This is a genomic window from Glycomyces albidus, from assembly GCF_009451885.1.
Classification (GTDB): Bacteria; Actinomycetota; Actinomycetes; order Mycobacteriales; family Micromonosporaceae; genus Glycomyces; species Glycomyces albidus.
This window is the reverse complement of record NZ_WIAO01000008.1, coordinates 25879-46890: the sequence shown is the minus strand read 5'-3', so window position 1 is coordinate 46890 and position 21012 is coordinate 25879. Positions and strand designations below refer to the sequence as shown.

At 70.8% G+C, this 21012-nt stretch carries 19 protein-coding genes, 1 pseudogene and 1 riboswitch; of the genes and pseudogenes, 14 read left to right on the top strand and 6 right to left on the bottom strand.

Annotated features, from left to right (window positions below; all coding sequences use genetic code 11):
- Nucleotides 1-55 precede the first annotated feature (55 nt).
- Nucleotides 56-547, bottom strand: coding sequence for a DUF1349 domain-containing protein (locus tag GFD30_RS08915; RefSeq protein WP_194201900.1), 492 nt, complete (start codon nt 545-547; stop codon nt 56-58).
- Between the two features lie 529 nt (nt 548-1076).
- Between GFD30_RS08915 and GFD30_RS08910 the strand changes: the two genes are divergently transcribed.
- The 10 genes from GFD30_RS08910 (at nt 1077) to GFD30_RS08865 (ending at nt 12867) form a co-directional block, all read left to right on the top strand.
- Nucleotides 1077-1511 carry a hypothetical protein gene (locus tag GFD30_RS08910; protein ID WP_153024840.1) on the top strand — a complete coding sequence of 145 codons (435 nt, stop codon included), beginning with the start codon at nt 1077-1079 and terminating at the stop codon, nt 1509-1511.
- A 189-nt stretch (nt 1512-1700) separates the two neighbouring features.
- The gene (gene dnaK / locus GFD30_RS08905; protein WP_153024839.1) at nt 1701-3545 is read left to right on the top strand and encodes a molecular chaperone DnaK; all 1845 of its coding nucleotides are present in this window, start codon (nt 1701-1703) and stop codon (nt 3543-3545) included.
- Nucleotides 3545-4357, top strand: a complete 813-nt coding sequence (locus tag GFD30_RS08900) for a nucleotide exchange factor GrpE (protein ID WP_322633086.1) — start codon at nt 3545-3547, stop codon at nt 4355-4357. The genes dnaK and GFD30_RS08900 overlap by 1 nt, the downstream gene beginning before the upstream one ends.
- Nucleotides 4358-4459: 102 nt before the next feature.
- A complete protein-coding gene (gene dnaJ, locus GFD30_RS08895; protein ID WP_322633085.1) occupies nt 4460-5584 on the top strand; it encodes a molecular chaperone DnaJ in 1125 nt (374 codons plus the stop codon).
- 122 nt (nt 5585-5706) lie between these two features.
- Complete coding sequence (locus GFD30_RS08890; protein ID WP_153024838.1) at nt 5707-6381, top strand: hypothetical protein; 675 nt, start codon at nt 5707-5709, stop codon at nt 6379-6381.
- A 71-nt stretch (nt 6382-6452) separates the two neighbouring features.
- On the top strand, nt 6453-6860 hold the full coding sequence (locus GFD30_RS27850) for a heat shock protein transcriptional repressor HspR (RefSeq protein WP_407649004.1): 408 nt from the start codon (nt 6453-6455) through the stop codon (nt 6858-6860).
- Between the two features lie 127 nt (nt 6861-6987).
- Nucleotides 6988-8391 carry a hemolysin family protein gene (locus GFD30_RS08880; protein ID WP_322633083.1) on the top strand — a complete coding sequence of 468 codons (1404 nt, stop codon included), beginning with the start codon at nt 6988-6990 and terminating at the stop codon, nt 8389-8391.
- Nucleotides 8388-9422 (top strand): hemolysin family protein, encoded by a 1035-nt coding sequence (locus GFD30_RS08875; RefSeq protein WP_322633082.1) that lies wholly within the window; start codon nt 8388-8390, stop codon nt 9420-9422. The genes GFD30_RS08880 and GFD30_RS08875 overlap by 4 nt, the downstream gene beginning before the upstream one ends.
- 160 nt (nt 9423-9582) lie before the next feature.
- Nucleotides 9583-10998: a coiled-coil domain-containing protein gene (locus tag GFD30_RS08870; RefSeq protein WP_153024837.1), complete on the top strand. Its 1416-nt coding sequence runs from the start codon at nt 9583-9585 to the stop codon at nt 10996-10998.
- A 222-nt stretch (nt 10999-11220) separates the two neighbouring features.
- Nucleotides 11221-12867 (top strand): beta-N-acetylhexosaminidase, encoded by a 1647-nt coding sequence (locus tag GFD30_RS08865; protein ID WP_153024836.1) that lies wholly within the window; start codon nt 11221-11223, stop codon nt 12865-12867.
- 187 nt (nt 12868-13054) lie between these two features.
- Here the strand turns inward: GFD30_RS08865 and GFD30_RS27845 are convergent, their stop codons facing one another.
- Complete coding sequence (locus GFD30_RS27845) at nt 13055-13990, bottom strand: C40 family peptidase (protein ID WP_153024835.1); 936 nt, start codon at nt 13988-13990, stop codon at nt 13055-13057.
- 9 nt (nt 13991-13999) lie between these two features.
- Nucleotides 14000-14170: riboswitch (cyclic di-AMP (ydaO/yuaA leader) on the bottom strand.
- A 189-nt stretch (nt 14171-14359) separates the two neighbouring features.
- On the opposite strand from GFD30_RS27845, the gene GFD30_RS27840 reads away from it, so the two are divergent.
- The 4 genes and pseudogenes from GFD30_RS27840 (at nt 14360) to GFD30_RS08840 (ending at nt 15655) form a co-directional block, all read left to right on the top strand.
- Nucleotides 14360-14713: a metal-sensitive transcriptional regulator gene (locus GFD30_RS27840; RefSeq protein ID WP_153024834.1), complete on the top strand. Its 354-nt coding sequence runs from the start codon at nt 14360-14362 to the stop codon at nt 14711-14713.
- A 17-nt stretch (nt 14714-14730) separates the two neighbouring features.
- Nucleotides 14731-14952: pseudogene (locus tag GFD30_RS08850) on the top strand (heavy-metal-associated domain-containing protein); the annotation flags it as partial.
- Between the two features lie 108 nt (nt 14953-15060).
- A complete protein-coding gene (locus GFD30_RS08845; RefSeq protein ID WP_153024832.1) occupies nt 15061-15243 on the top strand; it encodes a hypothetical protein in 183 nt (60 codons plus the stop codon).
- Between the two features lie 13 nt (nt 15244-15256).
- Entirely contained in the window at nt 15257-15655 is a 399-nt protein-coding gene (locus GFD30_RS08840) for a hypothetical protein (protein WP_153024831.1), read from the top strand.
- 41 nt (nt 15656-15696) lie between these two features.
- Here GFD30_RS08840 and GFD30_RS08835 read toward each other — a convergent pair whose 3' ends face one another.
- The 4 genes from GFD30_RS08835 to GFD30_RS08820 all read right to left on the bottom strand — a co-directional run bounded on the left by GFD30_RS08835 (nt 15697) and on the right by GFD30_RS08820 (nt 20965).
- Nucleotides 15697-18000, bottom strand: a complete 2304-nt coding sequence (locus tag GFD30_RS08835) for a hypothetical protein (RefSeq protein WP_153024830.1) — start codon at nt 17998-18000, stop codon at nt 15697-15699.
- Nucleotides 18001-18005: 5 nt separating this feature from the next.
- The gene (locus GFD30_RS08830; RefSeq protein WP_153024829.1) at nt 18006-18344 is read right to left on the bottom strand and encodes a hypothetical protein; all 339 of its coding nucleotides are present in this window, start codon (nt 18342-18344) and stop codon (nt 18006-18008) included.
- Between the two features lie 186 nt (nt 18345-18530).
- A complete protein-coding gene (locus tag GFD30_RS08825; RefSeq protein WP_153024828.1) occupies nt 18531-19427 on the bottom strand; it encodes a sugar ABC transporter permease in 897 nt (298 codons plus the stop codon).
- The gene (locus tag GFD30_RS08820) at nt 19424-20965 is read right to left on the bottom strand and encodes an ABC transporter permease subunit (RefSeq protein WP_322633081.1); all 1542 of its coding nucleotides are present in this window, start codon (nt 20963-20965) and stop codon (nt 19424-19426) included. Before GFD30_RS08820 ends, GFD30_RS08825 begins: the two co-directional genes overlap by 4 nt.
- Nucleotides 20966-21012: the final 47 nt, after the last annotated feature.

The window sequence follows — 21012 nt, the reverse complement described above, 5'->3', positions numbered from 1 at the left end:
TATGCTCAGCGGCGTCCGGCACCCCACTGCCGGGCCGCTGAACGCTTCGCGGGGGTCAGTCGAGGTCGATGTCGAGGTCCAGGGCCGCGTCCCAGAAGGTCTCGGCGACGGGCCGGGTGCTGGCGATGCCGGCCATGGCGGGGACGCCGCCGGGCAGGTAGGTGGAGGCGATGGTCGTGTAGTCCACGCCGTCGTCGGCGTGGGCGACGGTGACGGTGTCGCCGGACCTGATGAGCCGCAGCCAGATCTCGTCGGACTCGGTGTCCACGGGGAACAGCGACCAGTCGGTGCGCCCGCGGGTGGTGACGGTGCTGATGAGGTGCTGCCCGCCGAGGTACTCCGCGCCGGTGCGGACCCAGTTGGACTCGTCGACGCGGATGGCGAGCGAGGCCTCGGCGTGCTGGTGGCGGTGCTCGGGACGCAGGCGCAGTGCGATCTCGCCGTCGCCTTTGAGCTCCAGGCCGTAGAGGTAGACGTGGTCGCGCTGGGGTTCGCTCCCCGCGCTTCGGACGAGGGTGGTCTTGCTCTCGAAGTAGGGAGTGATCAATCCACCGTCAACCGTCCATTGTACTTCTTCTGAAGGAGACTGCATATTCCAATGATGCCATACGCGAAAAGGTCGTTTCTAGACATAACGGACGTGGTAACCCAAAGTTAATCCGCCGTTGGGTTCGGTTACAAGGCCGAAATGCCAGCTCAACGTCCGTATGCCGACCGCGAATGCGGCACGCGTTACGTTTCTTGGAGAACGGTGGCCGATTCACGGGAGTCCATTCCCGAATCCCTTGTCCCGCAAGGCTTTCCATTGCGCAATGGCCGCCACGGTTCCCTTGCGCCGCGGGCGTTTGGACACGACCGCTCCAGGCTACTCCCGATGCGCCGCGGCCGCCTCCGAAACGGGAGCGGCATTCCCGTTCCATGTGATGCGCGATCGATTGCGAGTTCGACTCGAATTCCGAAAGGCGCGGGAGGACTAGAGTGCCGAGTGCTCATCCCGTGTCCTCTCGGGCTGCTCGACCGTTAATCCGGATAGAGGAGTACGCAGGCACGGAAGCGAAGGCGAATGAGGAGATAGCGTGAGCATGCAGCATTCAGCGAGGCCGGCGGCGCAGGAGGCGGAAGCGCCCGAGGGGCGCGGCCTGCCGCGACAGGAACGCACCGCTCCGCCTCGCCGCTCGCGCCACACCGCCGAACCCCCGGCCCCCGCCTCCGGGCAGGGGTCGATGGTCGTCCCGATCCCGGCGCGTTCGCGCCGCGCCCGCCGCGAGCAGCCCTCGAAGCTCTTCTCCCTCGAATCCCCGCCGCCGCTCGAGGCGCCGGCCGGGATCCCCGAGATCACCGGCTGGAACCTGGCCGCCGCGATGTGGCGCGACCACCTGCCCGAGCAGCTCCTCGGCATCGACTGCGCCTCCTGCAACCAGGCGTGGCCCTGCGACACCTGGAAGATCGCCGACGACCTGCTCACCGAGTGCTGCGAGGCCGCCGGAGGCGCGCCCGCCACGGCCCGCTAGTGCGCCCGTGACGCAAAGTTGAGTCGGACCGACTCAACTTTAGTGCATTTCATCACAATCCAAGTGATCGCCTTGACAGTCGATACCGACCGGATGAACATTGAGTCTATCCGGCTCAACTTGGTTCGGGGTTCCCGCCCGGCCGCTTGAGACAGAGACATTTCTGTTCGACTACATCAGGAGATCAACATGGCACGTGCGGTCGGTATCGACCTCGGCACGACGAACTCCGTGGTCAGCGTCCTCGAAGGCGGGGAGGCCACGGTCATCACGAATGCTGAGGGCGCCAGGACCACCCCGTCCATCGTGGCGTTCGCCAAGAACGGGGAAGTGCTCGTCGGCGAGGTGGCCAAGCGGCAGGCGGTCACGAACCCGGACCGCACCATCCGCTCGGTGAAGCGCCACATGGGCACGGACTGGACCGTCGACATCGACGGCAAGTCCTACACCTCGCAGGAGATCAGCGCCCGGATCCTCATGAAGCTCAAGCGCGACGCCGAGGCGTACCTGGGCGAGAACGTCACCGACGCGGTCGTCACCGTTCCGGCGTACTTCTCCGACGCCCAGCGCACCGCCACGAAGGAGGCGGGCGAGATCGCCGGCCTCAACGTCCTGCGCATCATCAACGAGCCGACCTCCGCCGCCCTGGCCTACGGCCTCGACAAGGGCGAGGAGGAGCAGACCATCCTCGTCTTCGACCTCGGCGGCGGCACCTTCGACGTCTCGCTGCTGGAGATCGCCGACGGCGTCATCCAGGTCAAGGCCACCTCCGGCGACAACCACCTCGGCGGCGACGACTGGGACGACCGGGTCATCCAGCACCTGGTCAAGACCTTCAACGGCCAGTACGGCGTGGACCTGTCCAAGGACAAGATGGCCATGCAGCGTCTCAAGGAGGCCGCGGAGAAGGCGAAGATCGAGCTGTCCTCGGCGACGCAGACCTCGATCAACCTGCCGTACATCACCGCCGGCCCCGACGGCCCGCTGCACCTCGACGTCTCGCTCTCGCGCGCCGAGTTCGAGCAGATGACCTCCGACCTCCTCGACCGCTGCAAGAAGCCGTTCGAGCAGGCCGTCAAGGACGCCGGGATCAACGTGTCCGAGATCGACCACGTCATCCTCGTGGGCGGCTCGACCCGCATGCCGGCCGTCTCGGAGCTGGTCAAGCGCCTCATCGGCCGCGACGCGCACAAGGGCGTCAACCCCGACGAGGTCGTCGCCATCGGCGCGACCCTCCAGGCCGGCGTCCTCAAGGGCGAGGTCAAGGACGTGCTGCTCCTCGACGTCACCCCGCTGTCCCTCGGCATCGAGACCAAGGGCGGGATCTTCACCAAGCTCATCGAGCGCAACACCACGATCCCGACCAAGCGCTCGGAGGTCTTCACGACCGCCGACGACAACCAGCCGTCGGTGCTCATCCAGGTCTTCCAGGGCGAGCGCGAGATCGCGGCCTACAACAAGAAGCTCGGCACCTTCGAGCTGACCGGCCTCCCGCCGGCCCCGCGCGGGGTCCCGCAGATCGAGGTCACCTTCGACATCGACGCCAACGGCATCGTGAACGTGTCCGCGAAGGACTCCGCCACGGGCAAGGCGCAGTCGATGACGATCTCCGGCGGCTCGAGCCTGGCCCAGGACGACATCCAGCGGATGATGGCCGAGGCCCAGGAGCACGCCGAAGAGGACCGGCAGCGCAAGGAGGAGGCCGAGGCCCGCAACATGGGCGAGTCGCTGGTCTACCAGACCGAGAAGCTCCTGGCCGAGTCCGGCGACAAGATCCCCGAGGACCTCAAGGGCAAGATCAACGAGGCCACGGCGTCCCTCAAGGGCGCCCTCGGCGGCACCGACATCGAGGCGATCAAGCGCGGCACCGAGGAGCTCTCCAAGGTCAGCCAGGAGGCCGGGCAGGCCATGTACGCGGCCGCCCAGGCCGAGCAGGCCGGCGGCCCGCAGCAGGCGGCCGGCGGTGCGGGCGCTCCCGGCGCCGACGACGTCGTGGACGCCGAGATCGTCGACGACGACAAGGACCAGAAGTAGTGGCAGAGGACAAGAAGGACGCCGAAGACGCGCAGCCGCCCGAGCAGCCCGACGAGGGCGACTCGAGCGACGGCGAGCTGACGGTCGACGACATCCTGGCCGCCGCCTCCGACGACGGCCAGGCCGCCGACGACGCGGTCCTGGTCCTCCAGGCGACGCTGGAGGAGCGCACCCGCGACCTCCAGCGGGTCACCGCGGAGTTCCAGAACTACCGCAAGCGCGTCGAGCGGGACAAGGCCCGCGCGGGCGAGCTGGCGACCGCCGGGGTGCTGCAGAGCCTGCTGCCGGTGCTCGACGACCTCGACCGGGCCCGCAACCACGGGGACCTCAACGGCCCCTTCGCGTCCGTCGCGGACCAGCTCTCCAACGCGCTCGCCAAGCACGGCCTGGAGTCGTTCGGGCTCAAGGGCGATCCGTTCGACCCGCAGATCCACGAAGCGGTCGCGCACATGCAGATGCCGGACGTGGACGGCCCGACCTGCATCGACGTGATGCGCTCGGGCTACCGCCTCGGCGACAAGCTGCTGCGTCCGGCCCTGGTCGCGGTCGCGGAGCCGTCGGACGAGGAGCCGTTCCAGGAACCGGAGCCCGAGACCGAGCCGCAGGCCCCCGAGGCCGAGGCCGTGGAGGGCGAGTCGGTCGAGGCCGACGCGGAGGCCGGGACCGAGCCGGACGGGGCGGACGGCGAATCCGAACCGGTCGAGCCCGCCGGCGCCGCGGAGTCCGGTGAGGACGCCGGGGCCGAAGCGGCCGAGGAGCCGGAGGCGTCCGAGGACGCCGAACCCGAAGGCAAGAAAAAGAAGAAGAAGTAGCCGCCGGCCCGGGCCCCGCGCATCGCGGGGTCCGGGCGGTCGGCGGCAGGACGAGGGCGAGGACCGGGTCCGGACCCGTTACAGGAATGAAGGAGGCGTCCCGTGGCATCGCAGGAGTGGCTCGAGAAGGACTTCTACGCCGTGCTCGGCGTACCGCAGGACGCTTCCAAGAAGGACATCGAGAAGGCGTATCGGAAGCTGGCGCGGGAGTGGCACCCCGACCACAACGCGCACGCCGACGCCGAGGAGAAGTTCAAGGGCATCTCCGAGGCGTACTCGGTGCTGCACGACGACAAGTCGCGCCGGGAGTACGACCAGATCCAGCTGATGAAGTCGGGCCGGGGCGGCTTCGGGGGCGCGCACGCCGCGGGCGGCATCAACCTCGAAGACCTGTTCGGCAACGCCGGGTCCGCGTCCGGGGGGTTCTCCGACCTCTTCGGGGGCCTGTTCGGCGGCGGCGCGGGCCAGCGGCGCCGCGGCGGCGCCGCGCGCGGCAACGACCTGCGCACCAACGTGACCCTGGCCTTCGCCGACGCCGTGAAGGGCTCGACCACGGAGCTGCGGATGCGCGCCCCCGGCGAGTGCGAGACCTGCCGCGGTTCGGGCGCCAGGCCCGGCACGGCCCCCACGACCTGCCCGCGCTGCTCCGGCCGCGGCCTCGTCACCGAGAACCAGGGCGCGTTCAGCTTCGCGCAGCCGTGTCCCGAATGCGACGGCACCGGCACCGTCGTGACCGACCCGTGCGCCGACTGCGGCGGCACCGGTGCGACCACGAAGGACCGCGTCATCACCGTCCGGATCCCCGCCGGGATCGGCGACGGCCAGACGATCCGCCTCGCCGGGCGCGGTGCTCCGGGCGAGCGCGGCGGACCGGCCGGGGACCTCCTGGTCCGCGTGACCGTCCGCTCGCACCCGCTGTTCGCCCGCGACGGCGACAACGTGACGCTGCGGCTGCCGGTGTCCTTCCCCGAGGCCGCCATGGGCGCCAAGGTGAAGGTGCCCACGCTCGACGGCCCGGTGACCCTCCGGGTCCCGCCGGGCACGCCGACCGGCCGGGTGCTGCGCGTCAAGGGCCGCGGCGTCCCCGGCAAGGGCGACCTGCTCGTCACCGTCGACGTCGAGGTGCCCGCCGAGCTGACCACCGAGGCCCTCGAGGCGCTCGAGAAGTACGCGGCGGCCGCCCCGCCGGCCGACCGCTCGAAGCTGGAACAGCTGACAGGCCAATGATGTTGCACCAGGAGCACCACGCCGACGCGCCCGCGCCGCGGGAGCGGAGCGGAGGCGCGCCCGCCGGGAGCGCCGACCCGTCCGCATGCGCGCTGCGGCGGGGCGCACCTGGAGGAACCGACATGACCGCACCGCGACCGCTGCCCGGCCCCGCCGACCGCCGCGGCGAGACCGCCGCACCGCAGCAGCGAGGCGGAGCCGCTCACGTCGAGCGCACGCCCGTCACCGTCGCCGATGCGCCGGCGTCGGGCGGCGCGGCGCGCACTGCGGTGCCGACCCGGTCGGTGAGCGACGCGTCCGGTTTCGGCGGCGCATCGGCGGGCACCGCGATGCTCGCGGTGACGGACACCGGTGCCGATGCGACCGCATCGGGCGGTACGGCGACGCCCACTGCGATTCCGGCGGCGACCGGTGCGACCGCGTCCGACGGCACCGCTCTGCGCACGCTGCGGCGGCGGACCGCATCCGGTGCCGCCGCAGCGACGGGCACGCCGGGGGCGCGGCCGGGCGGACCCGCCCGCGACCGGAGCCGCCCCGCGATCATCGCCGCGGCCTCCGCGATCCGGGCCAAGGCCCGCGGCGCGCTGTGGCGGCGGGTGATGTGGGACGGTGCTGTCAATGAGCCCACCGTCAATGAGCGCGCCGCCAACGAGAACGCAGCCGACGAGCGCACCGCGAACGAGGACGCGGTCGGCAACGGCGCCTTCGGATCCGGCGCGGCCGAGGGCCGTGCGTTCCGCAACACCGACTTCATTCCTGCGAACGGCAGCGACACCGACCAAGGGAGGGAACCGTGACCGCCTCGGACCGCACCGGTCCGCCCGACCGGCCCGCCGACATGGCCGCGCACCGGCAGCTGCGCGTCGAGATCTCCTACCGCCAGCGGGGACTGGACGACGAGATCGACTTCGACGCCAAGATCCTCGCGATCTCCGCGGCCGCCGAACTCGCCGGCATGCACCCGCAGACGCTCCGCCAGTACGACCGGCTCGGCCTCGTCGAGGCCGCCCGCACGCCCGGCGGCGGCCGGCGCTACTCCGCCCGCGACGTCACGCGCCTGCGCGAGATCCAGCGCCTGAGCCAGGACGAGGGCGTCAACCTCGCCGGCATCAAGCGGATCATGGACCTCGAACGCGAAGTCCAGGCCGTCCGCGCCGAGGCCCAGGCGGTCCTCGAAGAGCTCCAGCGGGCCCGAGTGCAACTCGCGGAGCTGCGCGCCATGGCCGGCCCGTTCGGCCGCTCCACCGACATCGTGCTGTGGCGGGGCGAACAATGACGACCGCTTGCCCGCCCGAACGACACCGTTAAGATCGGCCCATGCGACGCAAACGACGACGATATCGAAGTCCGCGGCCCCGCGGCCGCGGCCCTGTGGCATCGGAGCCTCCCAGGAGGCGTGAGCCGTGCTCATAGCGATCGGACTGGGCATCATCCTGGCCGTCACCGCAGCCACGGGCTTCTTCGTGGCGCTCGAGTTCGCCTACACCGCCGTCGACCGGTCCAAACTGGAGGAGCTCGCCGCCGGCCGCGACGCCAAGCGCGCCGCCAAGGCCCGGCGGGCCCTCAAGATCTGCACCCAGCTGTCGTTCGCCCTCTCGGGCGCGCAGCTCGGCATCACCGTCACCGCCCTCTTCGTCGGCTTCTTCGCCGAGCCCTACCTCGGTGAAGGGCTCGCGCAGCTCCTCGGCGTGGCCGGCGTCCCCGCGGCCGTCTCGGTCACCGCCGGCACGGTCGTCGCGTTCGTGATCGCGAACGTCGTCCAGATGATCCTCGGCGAGCTCGGCCCCAAGAACCTCGCGATCGCCCGCACCGAGGGCCTCGCCCTCGCCCTCGCGGCACCCACCAGCACCTACCTGACGGTGTGCGGGCCGATCATCCGCTTCTTCGACGCGGCCTCCACCAAGCTCCTCGAGCTCCTCGGCATCCAGCCCGTCGAGGAGCTCGAGCGCAACGCCACCGCCGAGGACCTGCACCGGATCATCGACGTCTCCCGCGACGAGGGCGCGCTCGACGAAGAGCTGTCGGTCCTCCTCGACCGCGGCCTCGACTTCTCCGACACCGTGGCCGAGCAGGCCATGACCCCGCGCGTCGGGGTCCAGACCCTCCCGGCCGACGCCACCGTCGCCGACGCGGTCGCCGCGCTCTCCGGCGGCCACTCCCGCTTCCCGGTCGTCGGCGACGACGTCGACGACCTGCGCGGCGTGGTCGGCATCGGCCAGATCATCGCCGTCCCCCGCGGCGACCGGTCCACGGTCACCGTCGCCGACATCGCCGACCCGGCGATGCTCGTCCCCGCCTCGCTCCCGCTGCCGCAGCTCCTCGACCAGATGCGCGGCCGGCACCGCCAGCTCGCGTGCGTGGTCGACGAGTTCGGCGGCTTCGCGGGCATCGTCACCCTCGAGGACCTCGCCGAAGAGCTCGTCGGGGAGATCCGCGACGAGCAGGACCGGTTCGAGGCCGTCCCCGTCGCCCTCGCCGGCGGCGGCTGGCTCATCCCCGGCCGCTGGCGCGTCGACGAGGTCGCCGACGCCACCGGTATCCAGCTGCCCGAAGGCGAGCACTACGAGACCATCGCCGGCCTGGTGATGTCCGAGCTCGGCCGCGTCGCCCACCCGGGCGACACCGTCGTGGTCGCGACCTCGGCGGCCGGCGAGTTCTACGACGAGGACGGCGACGGCGAGGAGGACCCGGTCCCGCGCAGCGTCAAGCTCGTCGTGGTGTCCTCGGCCCGGCATGTGCCGCAGGCGATCGAACTGCGCCCCACCACGCCCGCGAACGGCGGCGACGGGAAGGAGGCGTCGCGGTGAGCACCGGTCCCGCCCTCCTGATCTCCCTGCTCCTGCTGGCCGCCAACGCGTTCTTCGTGGCCGCCGAGTTCGCGCTCGTCGCCTCGCGGCAGCACCGGCTCGAGCAGGACGGCTCCGCGGCCGCCCGCGCCGCCCTGCGCGGGACCAAGAACCTGTCGCTCATGCTCGCGGGCGCGCAGCTCGGCATCACCGCGTGCACCGTCGGCCTCGGCGCGCTCGCCGAGCCGGCCCTCGCGCACACCATCGAGGTCCCGCTCGAGCACCTCGGGCTCGAGGCGGCGGCGCACCCGATCGCGTTCGCGATCGCGCTCGTCATCGTCGTGTTCCTCCACATGGTCGTCGGCGAGATGATGCCGAAGTCGTGGGCGATCACCCACCCGGAGTCGTCGGCGATGGCGCTCATCTGGCCGTTCACCGGGTACGTGTGGCTGACCAGGCCGATCCTGCTGGGGCTCAACCACGGCGCGAACGCGATGCTGAAGCTGTTCAAGGTCGAGCCGGCCGACGAGAAGGCGCAGGCGCACTCGCCCGAGGAGCTGCGGTACCTGCTGCGGTCCTCGGCCGCCGCGGGCGTCCTCGGCGAGGAGGAGCACCAGATGCTCTCCCACGCCATCGAGGTGCAGCGCCGCGGTGTCGGCGAGGTCCAGATCCCGTGGGCCGAGGTCGTGACCATCCCCGCGTCGGCGACCGCCGTCGCCGCCGAGGAGCGCAGCCGGGCGACCGGCCGCTCCCGCCTGGTCGTCGTCGACGCCGACGAGCGCCCGGTCGGGCTCGTGCACGTCCGCGAGGCCGTGCAGGCCGAACCGGACGCGTCCGTCGCCGACCTCGCCGCCGCGCCGCTGCTCATCGCCGCCGACACCACCGTGGCCGGCGCGGTCACGCTCATGCGGCGCCAGCGGGCCCAGCTCGCCCTCGTCATCGCCTCCGCGAAGGCCGGCGGCGACCGCGACGTGACCGGCCTGGTCGCCATGGAGGACCTCCTCGAGGAGATCATGGGCGACTTCTTCGACGAGACCGACAAGACCGCGTAACCCGGCGAATCGGAGCGGGCCTCGGCTTCGGCTGGGGCCCTTCGCCTTCCCATCTGGACGTTTTCGGAGCGACACGCCCGGGAGCGCGTGTTCGTCGCCGGATTTCCACCCTTCAGGCGTGATCATGATTCATCAACCGTTTCCTGGACTCTGGAAGATCATGTCGAAATTCTTCGAGGAAACCGGGCCCGAATTCGCCGTCTCCATGCGCGGCTACGACCGCCACCAGGTCGACGAGTTCACCTCCCGGCTGTATCAGAACATCCTGACCCACGAGCAGCACCGCGATGAGGCGGCGCGGGCATTGGAGGCCGCCGAGCAGCAACTGCGCCGCGCCGAGGAGCGCATCGGCGCCCTGGAGCGGCGCGTCTCCGAGCGCGCGACGCAGATCGCCGAGGCCGAGCAGCCCACCCTCGCCGGCCTCGGCGCGCGCGTCGAGAAGATCCTCCGGGCCGCCGAGCAGGACGCCGGCGTCCAGAAGGCGGACGCGAAGCGCCAGGCCGCGGCCCTCCTCGCCGAGGCCCGCACCGAGGCGGAGGCGATGATGCGGACCGCGCACACCGAGGCCGCCGAGATCACCGCCACCACCGAGCAGGACGTCACCGAGATCCGCTCGCGTGCGGTCAACGAGACGACCGAGCTGCGCGAGAACGCCCGCCGCAGCCACGACCTCGCCATCGCCGACGCCCACCGCGAGGCCCAGACCGCGCAGAGCCAGTCCCGCGCCGAGGCCGAGAAGACCCGCTCCCAGGCCGAGCGGGAGATCGCCGTCATGCGCGCCACCGCCGAGCGCGAGATGACCGAGCTGAGGGCCCTGGCCGCGCGCGAGTCCGACCAGCAGCGCAGCGCCGCCCACCAGCTCCTGGCCGAGGCCGCCGAGTACCGCAAGAAGAAGACGCAGGAGCTCACGCTCGCCGAGGCCGACCGGCGCGAGCGGGCGCAGAAGGAGGAGGCCGACCGTCACCAGCAGGCCATCGCGACCGCGCAGCGGATCGTCTCGGAGGCCGAGGACCGGCTGGCGCTGGCCGAGGAGCGGGCCCGCTCGGCCGAGAACCGGGCGATCGAGCGCCGCGAGGAGGCCGACCAGCAGGCGAAGGACGCGCTGCAGCGGGCCGTCGAGCAGGTCAAGTCGATCAAAGCCGATTCCGCGACGGAGGCCGCGCGGCTGCGCCGCAGCGCCGAGGAGCGGGCCGCCGAGCGGATCCACCCGCTCGCCGAGGAGGTCGCGGCCCTGGAGCGCCAGCGCGACAGCGCCGGATCGAACCTGACGGACCTGCGCCGCCAGCTCGGCCTGGTCTCGGGGGAGGACGACCGGCCGGGCGCGTCCTCGCCCGCGCCCGTGTCCGCGCTGCCGAGTGCGCTGTCGGCCGCGTTCGACTCGCCGTCGGCGGGTTCGGGCTTCGATTCGCCGGTGGCGAGCAGCGTGTTCGACTCGCCGTCGACGGGTTCGGGGTACGACCTCTCGTCATCGAGCGGGGTGTTCGCGTCCGAGTCGGCGCCGCTGATGCCGATCAACCGGCAGCGGGAGCCCGCCGAGGACATGGACGCCACCCAGCACCTGCCGGTCGTCCGGTAGCGATCCGCCGCGCGCCGCGGTCGCCCGTGCCGAGCAAATCCGCTCCGCGCACTGGCCGACCGCGGCGCGGTCCTATATTATAAATAAACTGAACTAATTCGGTGGGAGCGGCGTCCCGGCCCGGGACCGGCTCCTGCGAACCGGTTCTGCCTCGGCGCGGCAGCACCCTCGTGACGCGCGCGAGCCGGACAACTGCACCACTACCACAGGAGCCCCCGCACTATGCAGCGCCGCATCTCGCTGATCCCCCAGCCGCAGCAGCTCACGGCCGCCGACGGCGACCTCGACCTGAGCACCCTCGACGCCATCGCCGCCGATCCCGAGCTGCACCCCCTCGCCTGGCTCCTGTCCGACCTCCTCAACCGGGGCACCGGCCTGCGCCTCACCGTCGCCGGCCCCGACGCCGGCGGCCGCGTCCTGCGCCTGCGCCTCGACACCGCTGCAGACGGCGGCGACCGGCCCGACGACCTCACGACCGCCGCCGAGGCCTACCGCCTCGACGTCACCGGCGCCGGGGTCGACCTCGCCGCCGCCCACCCGGCCGGCGTCTCCCGCGGCATCGCGACCCTCCGCCAGCTCCTCCCCGCCGACGCCCTCCGCGAGGCCCCGGCCGCCGCGCCGGTCGTCCCGCACGTGTCCATCACGGACGAGCCGCGGCTGCGCTGGCGCGGCGTCATGCTCGACGTCGCCCGGCACTTCCAGCCGAAGGACTTCGTGCTCAAGATGATCGACCGGGCCTGGCTGCACCGGCTCAACGTCGTCCACCTGCACCTGACCGACGACCAGGGCTGGCGCTTCGAGATCCCCTCCCGCCCGAGGATCGCCGAGGTCGCCACCTGGCGGGCCGAGACGAAGATCGGGCACGCCGTCGACGAGTCCCACGGGTACGACGGGACCCCGCACGGCGGGCACTTCTCCGTCTCCGACCTGCGCGAGATCGCCTCGTACGCGCGCGAGCGGCACATCATGATCGTCCCGGAGGTCAACCTGCCCGGGCACGCCCGCGCGGTCCTCGCCGCCTACCCCGAACTCGGTGCGGGCGAAGCCAAGCCGGTCTCGCCGACGTTCGGCGTGTTCGAGGAGGTGCTGGAGCCGACGCCGGAGGCGCTCGACTTCGCGCTCGAGGCGTACACGGCCGTCGCCGAGGTCTTCGAGGGCCCGTTCGTCCACATCGGCGGCGACGAGGTCCCGACGACCCAGTGGGAGTCCTCGCCGGTGGCCCGCGAGCTCATGGAGCGCGAGGGCATGGAGGACGTGCGCGGCGTCCAGGCGTGGTTCACGAAGGCGTTCTGCGACCGCCTCGCGGCCATGGGCAAGCGCGTCATCGGCTGGGACGAGATCCTCGACGGCGGCGCGCCGGCCGAGGCCGCGGTCTCGGTGTGGCGCAACGAGGCGTACGTGAAGAAGGCCATCGCGGCCGGGCACGAGGTCGTCTCCTGCCCCGAGCCGTTCGTCTACTACGACCACTACGAGAGCGCCGACCCCGACGAGCCGCTGCGCATCCACGGGCTCACCACGGTCGAGAAGGTCGCCGGCTGGGACCCGGTCCCGCCGGGCGTCGACGAGTCGAAGGTCCTCGGCGTGCAGTGCCAGCTCTGGTCGGAGTACCTGCCGTCCCCGAAGGACGTCGAGTACGCCGCGTTCCCGCGCCTGTCGGTCCTCGCCGAGGTCGCCTGGACCGACCCCGCCGTGCGCGAGGCGAACCCGGTCCTGGAGCGCCTCGACGACCACCTGGAGCGCCTGCACGCCATGGGGATCTGGTACCGGCCGCTCGAGGGACCGGCGCCGTGGCAGCGCGGCGGCACCGGCCGGCGCGCCCGCTACGACCGCGCCTTCACCGAGCACGCGGTCGCCGAGCACGCCGAATAGGCGCGCAGGACCCGAGAAGCCCTTGCGGGCCGCTGAAGCGGTTCGCAAGGGCTTCTTTACGATGAGGTGTCCCCGGCGGCGGCGGGGGCCATTGCGGGGTCAGCAGCAGGGTCAGCAATGGAACCGCCCCCGCCGCCGCCGGGGAGTCGCGCCCGGGGCCGGGCCCCGGGCCGTCTCGCGGCGGCGGTTACGGCCGGCCGTACCCGTCGATGCCCATGACGTCGAGGTCGGCGATCTTCACCACGGTCGTCGAGTTCGGGGCGTGGATGATCTCGCCGCCGCCGATGTAGATCGCGACGTGGCTCAGTCCGTTGTAGAACACGAGGTCGCCGGGCTGGAGCTCGTCGCGGGAGATCCGCGCCGTCTCGTTCCACTGCATCTCGGTGTTGTGCGACAGGGAGACCCCGGCCGCGCCCCACGCGCCCTGCGTCAGGCCCGAACAGTCCCACTCATCGGGGCCGTCGGCGCCGTACACGTAGTCGTCGCCGAGCTGGTCGTACGCGAAGGCGACGACCGCGGAGTCGCCGGAGTAGTCGCCCCACTCCTCCTGGTGCTCCTCCTGGACCGCGTCGTCGTACTCCTCCTCCAGCGCGTCGATCTCGTCTTCGATCTCCTGCTGCTGGGTCTCGATCTCCGCGAGGATCTCGTCGGCGCTGGCCTGGAGGGCCGCGAGCTCCGCCTGGCGGGTCTCGAGCGTCTCGATCTGCTCGAGCGAGTCCTGGAGGGCCGCGTTCTCGGCGTCGGTGAGGTTCGACAGGTACATGAGCCGGTCGGCGAAGTCGGCCGGGTCGCCGGCGAGCACGGAGTTGACCATCGCGAAGTCGCCGCCGGTGTAGGCGGTCGAGGCGATCTCGGCCATCCGGTCCTGCGCCGCGAGGCTCGCGGCCTCGAGCTCGGGGAGCTGGGCCTCGATGTCGGCGATGAGCTGGTTGGCGTCCTCGAGCTCTTCGCGCTTGGCGTTGTAGTCCTCGATGACCTTCTCGAGGTCCGAGTGGCGCGCGTCGATCTCCGCCTGGATCTCTTCGCTGGTCTGAGCGGACGCCTGCGATGAGGTGAGCACCGCCCCCGCCACGGGGAGCAGTGCCGCGGCCAGCGCTGCGGCCGCGATTCGCCGGGTACGCACCAAGGGATGCGCTCCTTCCTTTGGCCGCCTACCGGGTTAGCTGTCGGGTTCGGGCGGAAGGAAGGGTCGCCCTACGCGTCCTGCAACGCGATTCACCCCGTCGGCCGGGGATGCGGCCGACTGCTGGTTCCCCGGCTCGGTCCTGTCAGGACACAGGTACCGACTCGGCGGTGCCGCGCGGCGGATGCGGGGTGCACCCGAGTTTCCGACGCGACGGCTTCACGTTAGAGGGCCGTATGGGCGGTGACAAGGCCGGGGGGAGAATTTCTCGCACAATGGCACGGAATACTACGGGCCGCTGCACGGGCATGACGAGCAGTTGCCGAGATACCCCGACGGGGTATAGACTGACGACTGGAGGGAAGCGACATGGCTAGCGAAGAGACCCCGCACGGCGCGCACGCGCCGGGCCCCGACGGCGGCGACCACGGGAGCGACCACTACTGGTACCACGGCGACAAGGCCGCGCTCACGCGCCGCCTCAAGCGCATCGAAGGCCAGATCCGTGGCATCCAGCGGATGGTCGACGACGACCAGTACTGCATCGACATCCTGACCCAGATCTCCGCCTCCACCAAGGGCCTCCAGGCCGTCGCGCTCAACCTCCTCGAAGGCCACCTGGCCCACTGCGTCGCCGAGGCGCAGACCTCCGGTGACCCGACCGCCGCCGAAGCCAAGGTGAAGGAAGCCTCGGACGCGGTGGCCCGCCTGCTCAGAACCTAGAACACTCGCCAGCCAAGGATGGAGTCGCCATGGAAACCGTGTACGTCGTCAAGGGCATGACCTGCGGCCACTGCGCCGGGAGCGTCACCCAGGAGATCTCCGCGCTCCCGGGCGTCGAGAACGTCGACGTCGCCCTCGAGACCGGCAAGGTCACCGTCAGGAGCGAGGCCGCCCTCACCGAGGAGCAGGTCCGCGAAGCGGTCGACGAGGCCGGATACGAGCTCGTCGGGGTGGCATAGGCCGCACGGCCGCAGCGCAGCCCCGGTAGAGGCCCTGACCGCCGGTTCACCTGGTGTTCAGGGCCTCGCCGTTGCACCGGCCGCGACCGCCTGACGTACAGTCGAAGCATGGCAGTCTCCGATGACGACCGTTCCGTCGAGCTCGACGAGGACTTCTCGGTGCTCCCGGACCAGACCTCCGACGACACCGACCGCGGCTGGGGCGAAGCCCCCCGCCCGCGCCCGACCAGGCGCGAACTCTCGGTCAGGGACCTCGACCTCCTCGCCGAGCGCCCTCCCCACTGGTCCTGAACGGGGAACGGCGATGGCAGACGCATTCCCTCCCGGCGAGCGGGTCGAGCTCGTCGCCCGCACCATCCTCCTGCGGGCCGGCATCGCCCGCTTCCAGGAGGAGCGCCGCGCGAACTGGGACCGGCTCGCGAAGCTGTGGCAGCCGGCGTCCGACGACGCCGACGACCTCGCGTCCCCGGCGGCCGGCGGCTACACGACCGCGCGGATCCAGAACGCCGAGGACCTCGCGACCCTCGACGACGCCCTGCGACTGATCGACCGCGCCATCGAGCTCCTCGAGTCCCCGGCCGACGACCGCGTCGCCGTCGTCGCGTACAGCCTCGAGCAGCTCCAGCACCGCGTCATCGAACTCGAGGAGTACGCCGACCTGCGCGAGCCCCTCGACGTGCTCCGCGAACTCATCGAGGACTGAGCGGAGGGGCCGCCCGCCCGGCTGCCCCGTCCCCGCGGAGGTCAGGATCCCTCCTTCTCCTCGGCCTCCTCTTCCTCGGCGGTGTCCGTGTAGCCGCGCACGACCCACTGGATGCTGTCGTTGAAGCGCTGCGTGAAGTTCTCGAGGGTCGTGCTCTTGGTGATGTCGTTCATGGAGCGTTCGTTCGCCAGGAGCCTCTCGATCGAGGCGTTCGGGCTGCTGTAGTCGGCGAGGGCTTTCTGGTACGCGGTGGTGGTCTTGTCCGCGACCGTCCGGGCCGCTTCCGCTTCGGTGATCTCGAACTGCTTGCCCACGCGGTCGGCGATGGCCGAGGTGACCTGTCCGGCCGCCTCGCCGCCCCACGGGCCGGTGGCGTAGCCGAACGCGACTCCGGCGCCGCCTTCGACGACCTTCTTGACGGCGTCGACCACGTCGTTGTGGTCCTCCGCCTGCTGGTGGACGCCGTCGGCGATGGCGTCGAGCGTGCCGTCGGTGACCGCCGCGGTGACGTTGCCGTGCATTTCGAACGCCTCGTTGTAGGCGGTGCCGGGCTCCAGATCGGTCGTGGTCCGGGCGGTCTGGATCTGGTCGTACATCAGGCGCTCGCTGGCGGCCTGGACGGTGGCGGAGGCGATCTCGTCGCTGCCCATGAGCTTGAGCCACTTGCCGGCCTGCGTGGCGTCCGAACCGAGGTCCAGGCTCGGGCCGCGGTCGACCGCCCAGCCCTGGGTGGTGGGGGAGGCGATCGAGCGGTGGAAGTCGTCCATGTACGCCGCGGTGATGTTCCCGAAGTTGTCCACCATGTCGTTCATCGGCTCTTTGGTGAACTTGTGGCGGTTCTCGGTGGCGTAGTCGATGACCTTGTCGGCGACCTTCCCCGCGTTCGAGTCGACCACCGGCCGGTCCTTGTAGTCGGGGTCGGTGGAGACGCCGGTGGCGGCCGATTCGAGCGCGTTCCCGACCAGGTTCGGGTCGAGCGGGTCGCGGCGGTCGCCGTCGGTGCCGCCGGTGAACAGGTTGCCGCCGGCCTTCGAGTCCTCGGCGCGGTCCATCAGGTACTTCACCGGGTCCTCGACGGCCGGTGTGCCGGAGAGGTCGACGCCTTCGATGTCCTCCATGCCCTTGCCGTTGCCGGTGAACAGGTTCTGGGCGGCCTTCGGGTTGTGGTCGACCGCTTCGAGCGCGTAGTTGAGCGGGTTGGCATTGGGGTTCTTCGGCCCGCCCAGGTTGTCGAGTTCGGAGCCGTCGGGCCAAGGGCCCTGCTTGTCGATCGCCATCATGTGCTCGGCGACCGGCGTCAGGAAGTCCTCGTGGTACTTCCCGTGCTTGAGCAGCGGGGCGACCGTCTGGTAGCCGTTCGGGGCGTTGGAGTTGTCGCCTGTGGCGCCGCGGTTCATGAACTCCGCGGTCCACCGCTCGTCGACGTGCGGCTGCTTCGTCGGGTCCGTCGCGGTCGCGAGGGTCTTCCCCAGCGACTCGTGCATCGCCGAGAGCTGCTCCTTGCTGTACGTCGACTTGTCGTCTCCGAACACGTCGTTCGAAACCTTGTCGAGGTGCTCGACGAGGCCGTCCGGGCCGAGCTTGTTCATGAGCGCGGTCGAGAACTCCGGCTGGCCGCTGCGCTCCTCGACGAGCTTGTTGAACTCGTCGAGCTCGGCGGGGCTCATCTTCCCGTCGGCGCCGCCGTTCAACAGGTCGACGGCCTTGGACGCCCAGTACTCGGCGACGTCCTTGTTCTCGTCCGAGCCCACGGGCGGGGGCATGTCGACGTGCTTGTCCCGCAGCGCGTTCAGTTTCGTCGTGATGTCGTCGTCGTGGGCGCGCGCCGCCTCGACGATCCCCTTCACCTGCGCGGTCATGGGGTCGCACGCCTGCTGCTGCCACCGGGCGATCTCGGTCTCCGCCAGGGTCTGCCACGGCTTTCCGGCCCGCTCGGCATTGGCCTGCGCCCACCGCACGATGTTCCCCAGGACCGTGTCGGTCAGGTACACCTCGCCGTCGGGCTTGATCGCGAGCTGCGCGTCGAGGACCCGCTCGACCGCCGCGTTCATCGCCTGCTTGTCCCGCGACAGGACTTCGTGCGCGTCCTCGAGGAGCACCGCGAGCGGCTTCGCGAACTCGTCGACGTGCTGCTCGAACTCGGTCGCGATCTTCTGGAGCTGCCCGCGGCTCGCGTCGGCCACGTCCCCGCCGAAGTGCTCGTCGCCGATGGTCTTCGCGACATCGCTTCCGACCGTCTCGGCGGACTCCACGACCTTCCCGCGGTACGTCGTCCAGTAGTCCGCGGCGCTCTTGACCGCGTCCACGGGGAGCTGGTTCACCTGCTGCCAGTTCAACTCGCTCACGGCGGTCACATCACATTCGAGCTGGAGCGGCGCTGCACGAGTCCCTTGTGCTTCTCGAACTCGTTCCCGGTGAACTCGTCGAGGTCCACCATCTCCTGCGAGTACACCGTCAGGAACTCCGCCAGGTTCACCACGAGCTCGCCCGTCGGCTTCATCCGCTTCCCGGCCCACGCCTCCGCGGCACCGCCGAGCGCCTCGCCCATCGACAGCCCGCCCGACGCGAGGGCGCCTGAGGTCTCCGCCATCGCAGCGGCCAGCGACGCCGCGCCCGCGTGCGCGTCGCTCTCGATCTGGAACAGCTCGTTCGCAGCCTTGATGAGCTGCTCCGCTTCCATATGGGGCATGGGGTCGCATCCGTTCGGACATGGGGGTCCTGCGGCCACCATATCAATCCCGCGCCGCCGACTCCAGATCCGAACGGGCCCAGCGAAAGCGGAAAGGCCCGGCCCGGGGAGAGGGAGGCCCTCCCCGGCCCGGGCCCGCGCCGCTCCTCCTGGGGAAGGGCGGCGGGTCGAGCAGCGGTCTGCGGCTCAGCCCTTCACGGCGCCGCCGGTCAGGCCGGAGACGATGTAGCGCTGCAGGCTCATGAAGACCGCGACCGTCAGGATCGACGTCAGGAGCGTGCCGGCCGCGAAGATGCCGAAGTAGGACGCGGGCGAGTTCTCGGCGGTGAGGGTCTTGAGCCCCACCGCGAGCGTCATCTCGGGCCGGTCGGTCAGGAACAGCGACGCGAGGATGAAGTCGTTCATCGTCCCCACGAACGCGAGGATCCCCGAGATCGCGATGATCGGCGCCGCCAGCGGCAGGATCATCCCGAAGAAGATCTGCGCGTGCGAGGCCCCGTCGATCGTCGCCGCCTCGTCGAGCTCCTTCGGGATCGTGTCGAAGAAGCCCTTCATCAGCCACGTCGACACCCCGAGCGCCCCGCCCATGTACACCAGCATCAGGCCCAGCTTCGTGTTCAGGCCCGCGATCGGGTAGAACTCGCCGATCGAGCCGAAGATCAGGTAGAGCGCGACGACCGCGAGGAACGCCGGGAACATCTGGATCAGCAGCAGGAACAGCAGCATCGGCCGCCGCCCCCGGAACCGGAACCGGCTGAACGCGTACGCCGCCAGCGACGAGATGAAGATGGAGATGAACGCCGCCGGGACCGCGATCATCAGCGAGTTCGCGAACCACGATGCGAACGGCACGTTGTCGTCGGTGAACAGCTTCTGGAAGTTGCCGAGGCCGAACGAGGTCGGCAGGAGGTTCGTCGACGACAGGGTCCCGTTCGGGTTGAACGCCGCCGACACCACGTACACGATCGGGACGAGCCCGAACAGCAGCGCGGCCAGTGCGACCGCATGCCGCCAGCCGGTGTCCGCGGCCCATTTGAGGAACGACTTGCGGCCCTTGCGCTTCGTCGCGACGGCAGTGGTCATGAGTACACGTCCTCCTGGTTGCGGGTGAAGCGGAACATGACCGCCGAGATCGTGGCGACGATGAGGAAGATGAACACGCTGATCGCGCTCGCGAAGCCGTAGTCGGCGCTGGAGGAGCCGAACGCCTGCCGGAACGCGTACGTGATGAGCAGGTCGGTGCCGCCGACGGCGTCGCCGGCCTCGAACGGGTGGCCGCCGCTGAGCAGCTCGATCGCGTTGAAGTTGTTGAAGTTGAACGCGAACGACGAGATCAGCAGCGGCGTCAGCGCGATCAGCAGCAGCGGCAGCGTGATCTTGCGGAACGCGGTGACGCCGGTGGCCCCGTCGATCTTCGCCGCTTCGAGCGAGTCGGACGGGAGCGCCTGGAGCGCGCCGAGCGAGATCAGGAACATGTACGGCCAGCCGAGCCAGGTGTTCGCGATGAGGACCATCGCGCGGGCCGGCCAGGTGCCGCCGTACCAGTTCACGTTCAGGCCGAACAGCTCGTTGACGAGGCCGAAGTCGCGGTTGAACATCTGCGCCCACACCAGCAGCATCGCGAACGACGGCATCGCGTACGGCAGGATCATGAAGGCCCGGTAGACCTTCGTGCCGCGCATGCCGGGCCGGTTGAGGGCCATGGCGGTGCCGAGGCCGATCGCGAAGGTGAACAGGACCGACCCGGCCGCGAACGCGACGTTCCAGGTGAAGACGCCCAGGAACGGGCCGCGGATGTCCGGGTCGGTGAGGACGTCGAGGTAGTTCCCGAAGCCGATGTTCACCCGCCAGCCGACGAGCGCGGCCTGGCCGTCCTCGGTGACGAAGGTCCCGGTCTCGTCGTCGGCGTACCAGACGGTGCCGGTCGCCGAGTCGGTGATGCAGTCGCACGCCTCGTCGTACGAGCGCGTCGACTCGCCTTCGAAGGCCGAGAGGCCCTGGACCTTGATGCCGGTGGTGTCCCCGGTCGGGACGGCGAGGTCGGCGAGTTCGGCCTGGCGCTCGTTGAGGTCGGCGAGGGTCCACACGGTGTAGCCGGGCGCGGCGGTGACGCGCCCGGTCGGGTCGACCGTGGCGCCGTCGAGCTCGGCGAGGCCCGCCTCCGTCCCCGCCCAGGTGGACCCGTCGGCGGTGTCGGTGAGCAGGAGCGTCAGCTCACCGGACGCGGACTCCCCGACGGCGAGCAGGTAGGTCGCGCCGCCGGGGGTCTGCTGCACGCCCGCGGCGATGATCGACTCGGTCGCCTGCTCCTTGTCGACCCGGTGCCCGTCCCCGTAGTTGGAGAACGAGGTGCCGACGGTGAGCACGACCGGGAGGATCTGGAAGGCGATGAGCAGCAGCGTGCCGGGAACCAGGTACTTGAGCTGGACCGCCCGGCGCTGGAGGTACACGTAGAAGAGCACGGCCGCCACGGCCGCCTCCAGCGCCAGGCCCCACCAGGCCCCGGCGGCGATGAGCGGCACCGCCGCCCAGACGGCCAGCGCGGCGACCACCGCGAGTACCGCGATCTTGGCGATCAGGCCCGCGGCGGTCGTGGAGCCTTGGGCACGTTGGTCGAGCACAGTGCGATCCTTCGCTCGTCGGGGTGTCGTTCGTCGGTGTCCTGCCC

Excerpts from the sequence above, each read along its gene's own strand:
- GFD30_RS08825 (WP_153024828.1), bottom strand. The coding sequence starts at position 19,427 with ATGACCACTGCCGTCGCGACGAAGCGCAAGGGCCGCAAGTCGTTCCTC.
- dnaK (WP_153024839.1), top strand. The coding sequence starts at position 1,701 with ATGGCACGTGCGGTCGGTATCGACCTCGGCACGACGAACTCCGTGGTC.
- GFD30_RS08840 (WP_153024831.1), top strand. The coding sequence starts at position 15,257 with ATGGCAGACGCATTCCCTCCCGGCGAGCGGGTCGAGCTCGTCGCCCGC.
- GFD30_RS27840 (WP_153024834.1), top strand. The coding sequence starts at position 14,360 with ATGGCTAGCGAAGAGACCCCGCACGGCGCGCACGCGCCGGGCCCCGAC.
- GFD30_RS08830 (WP_153024829.1), bottom strand. The coding sequence starts at position 18,344 with ATGCCCCATATGGAAGCGGAGCAGCTCATCAAGGCTGCGAACGAGCTG.
- GFD30_RS08845 (WP_153024832.1), top strand. The coding sequence starts at position 15,061 with ATGGCAGTCTCCGATGACGACCGTTCCGTCGAGCTCGACGAGGACTTC.
- GFD30_RS08865 (WP_153024836.1), top strand. The coding sequence starts at position 11,221 with ATGCAGCGCCGCATCTCGCTGATCCCCCAGCCGCAGCAGCTCACGGCC.
- GFD30_RS08870 (WP_153024837.1), top strand. The coding sequence starts at position 9,583 with ATGTCGAAATTCTTCGAGGAAACCGGGCCCGAATTCGCCGTCTCCATG.
- GFD30_RS08890 (WP_153024838.1), top strand. The coding sequence starts at position 5,707 with ATGACCGCACCGCGACCGCTGCCCGGCCCCGCCGACCGCCGCGGCGAG.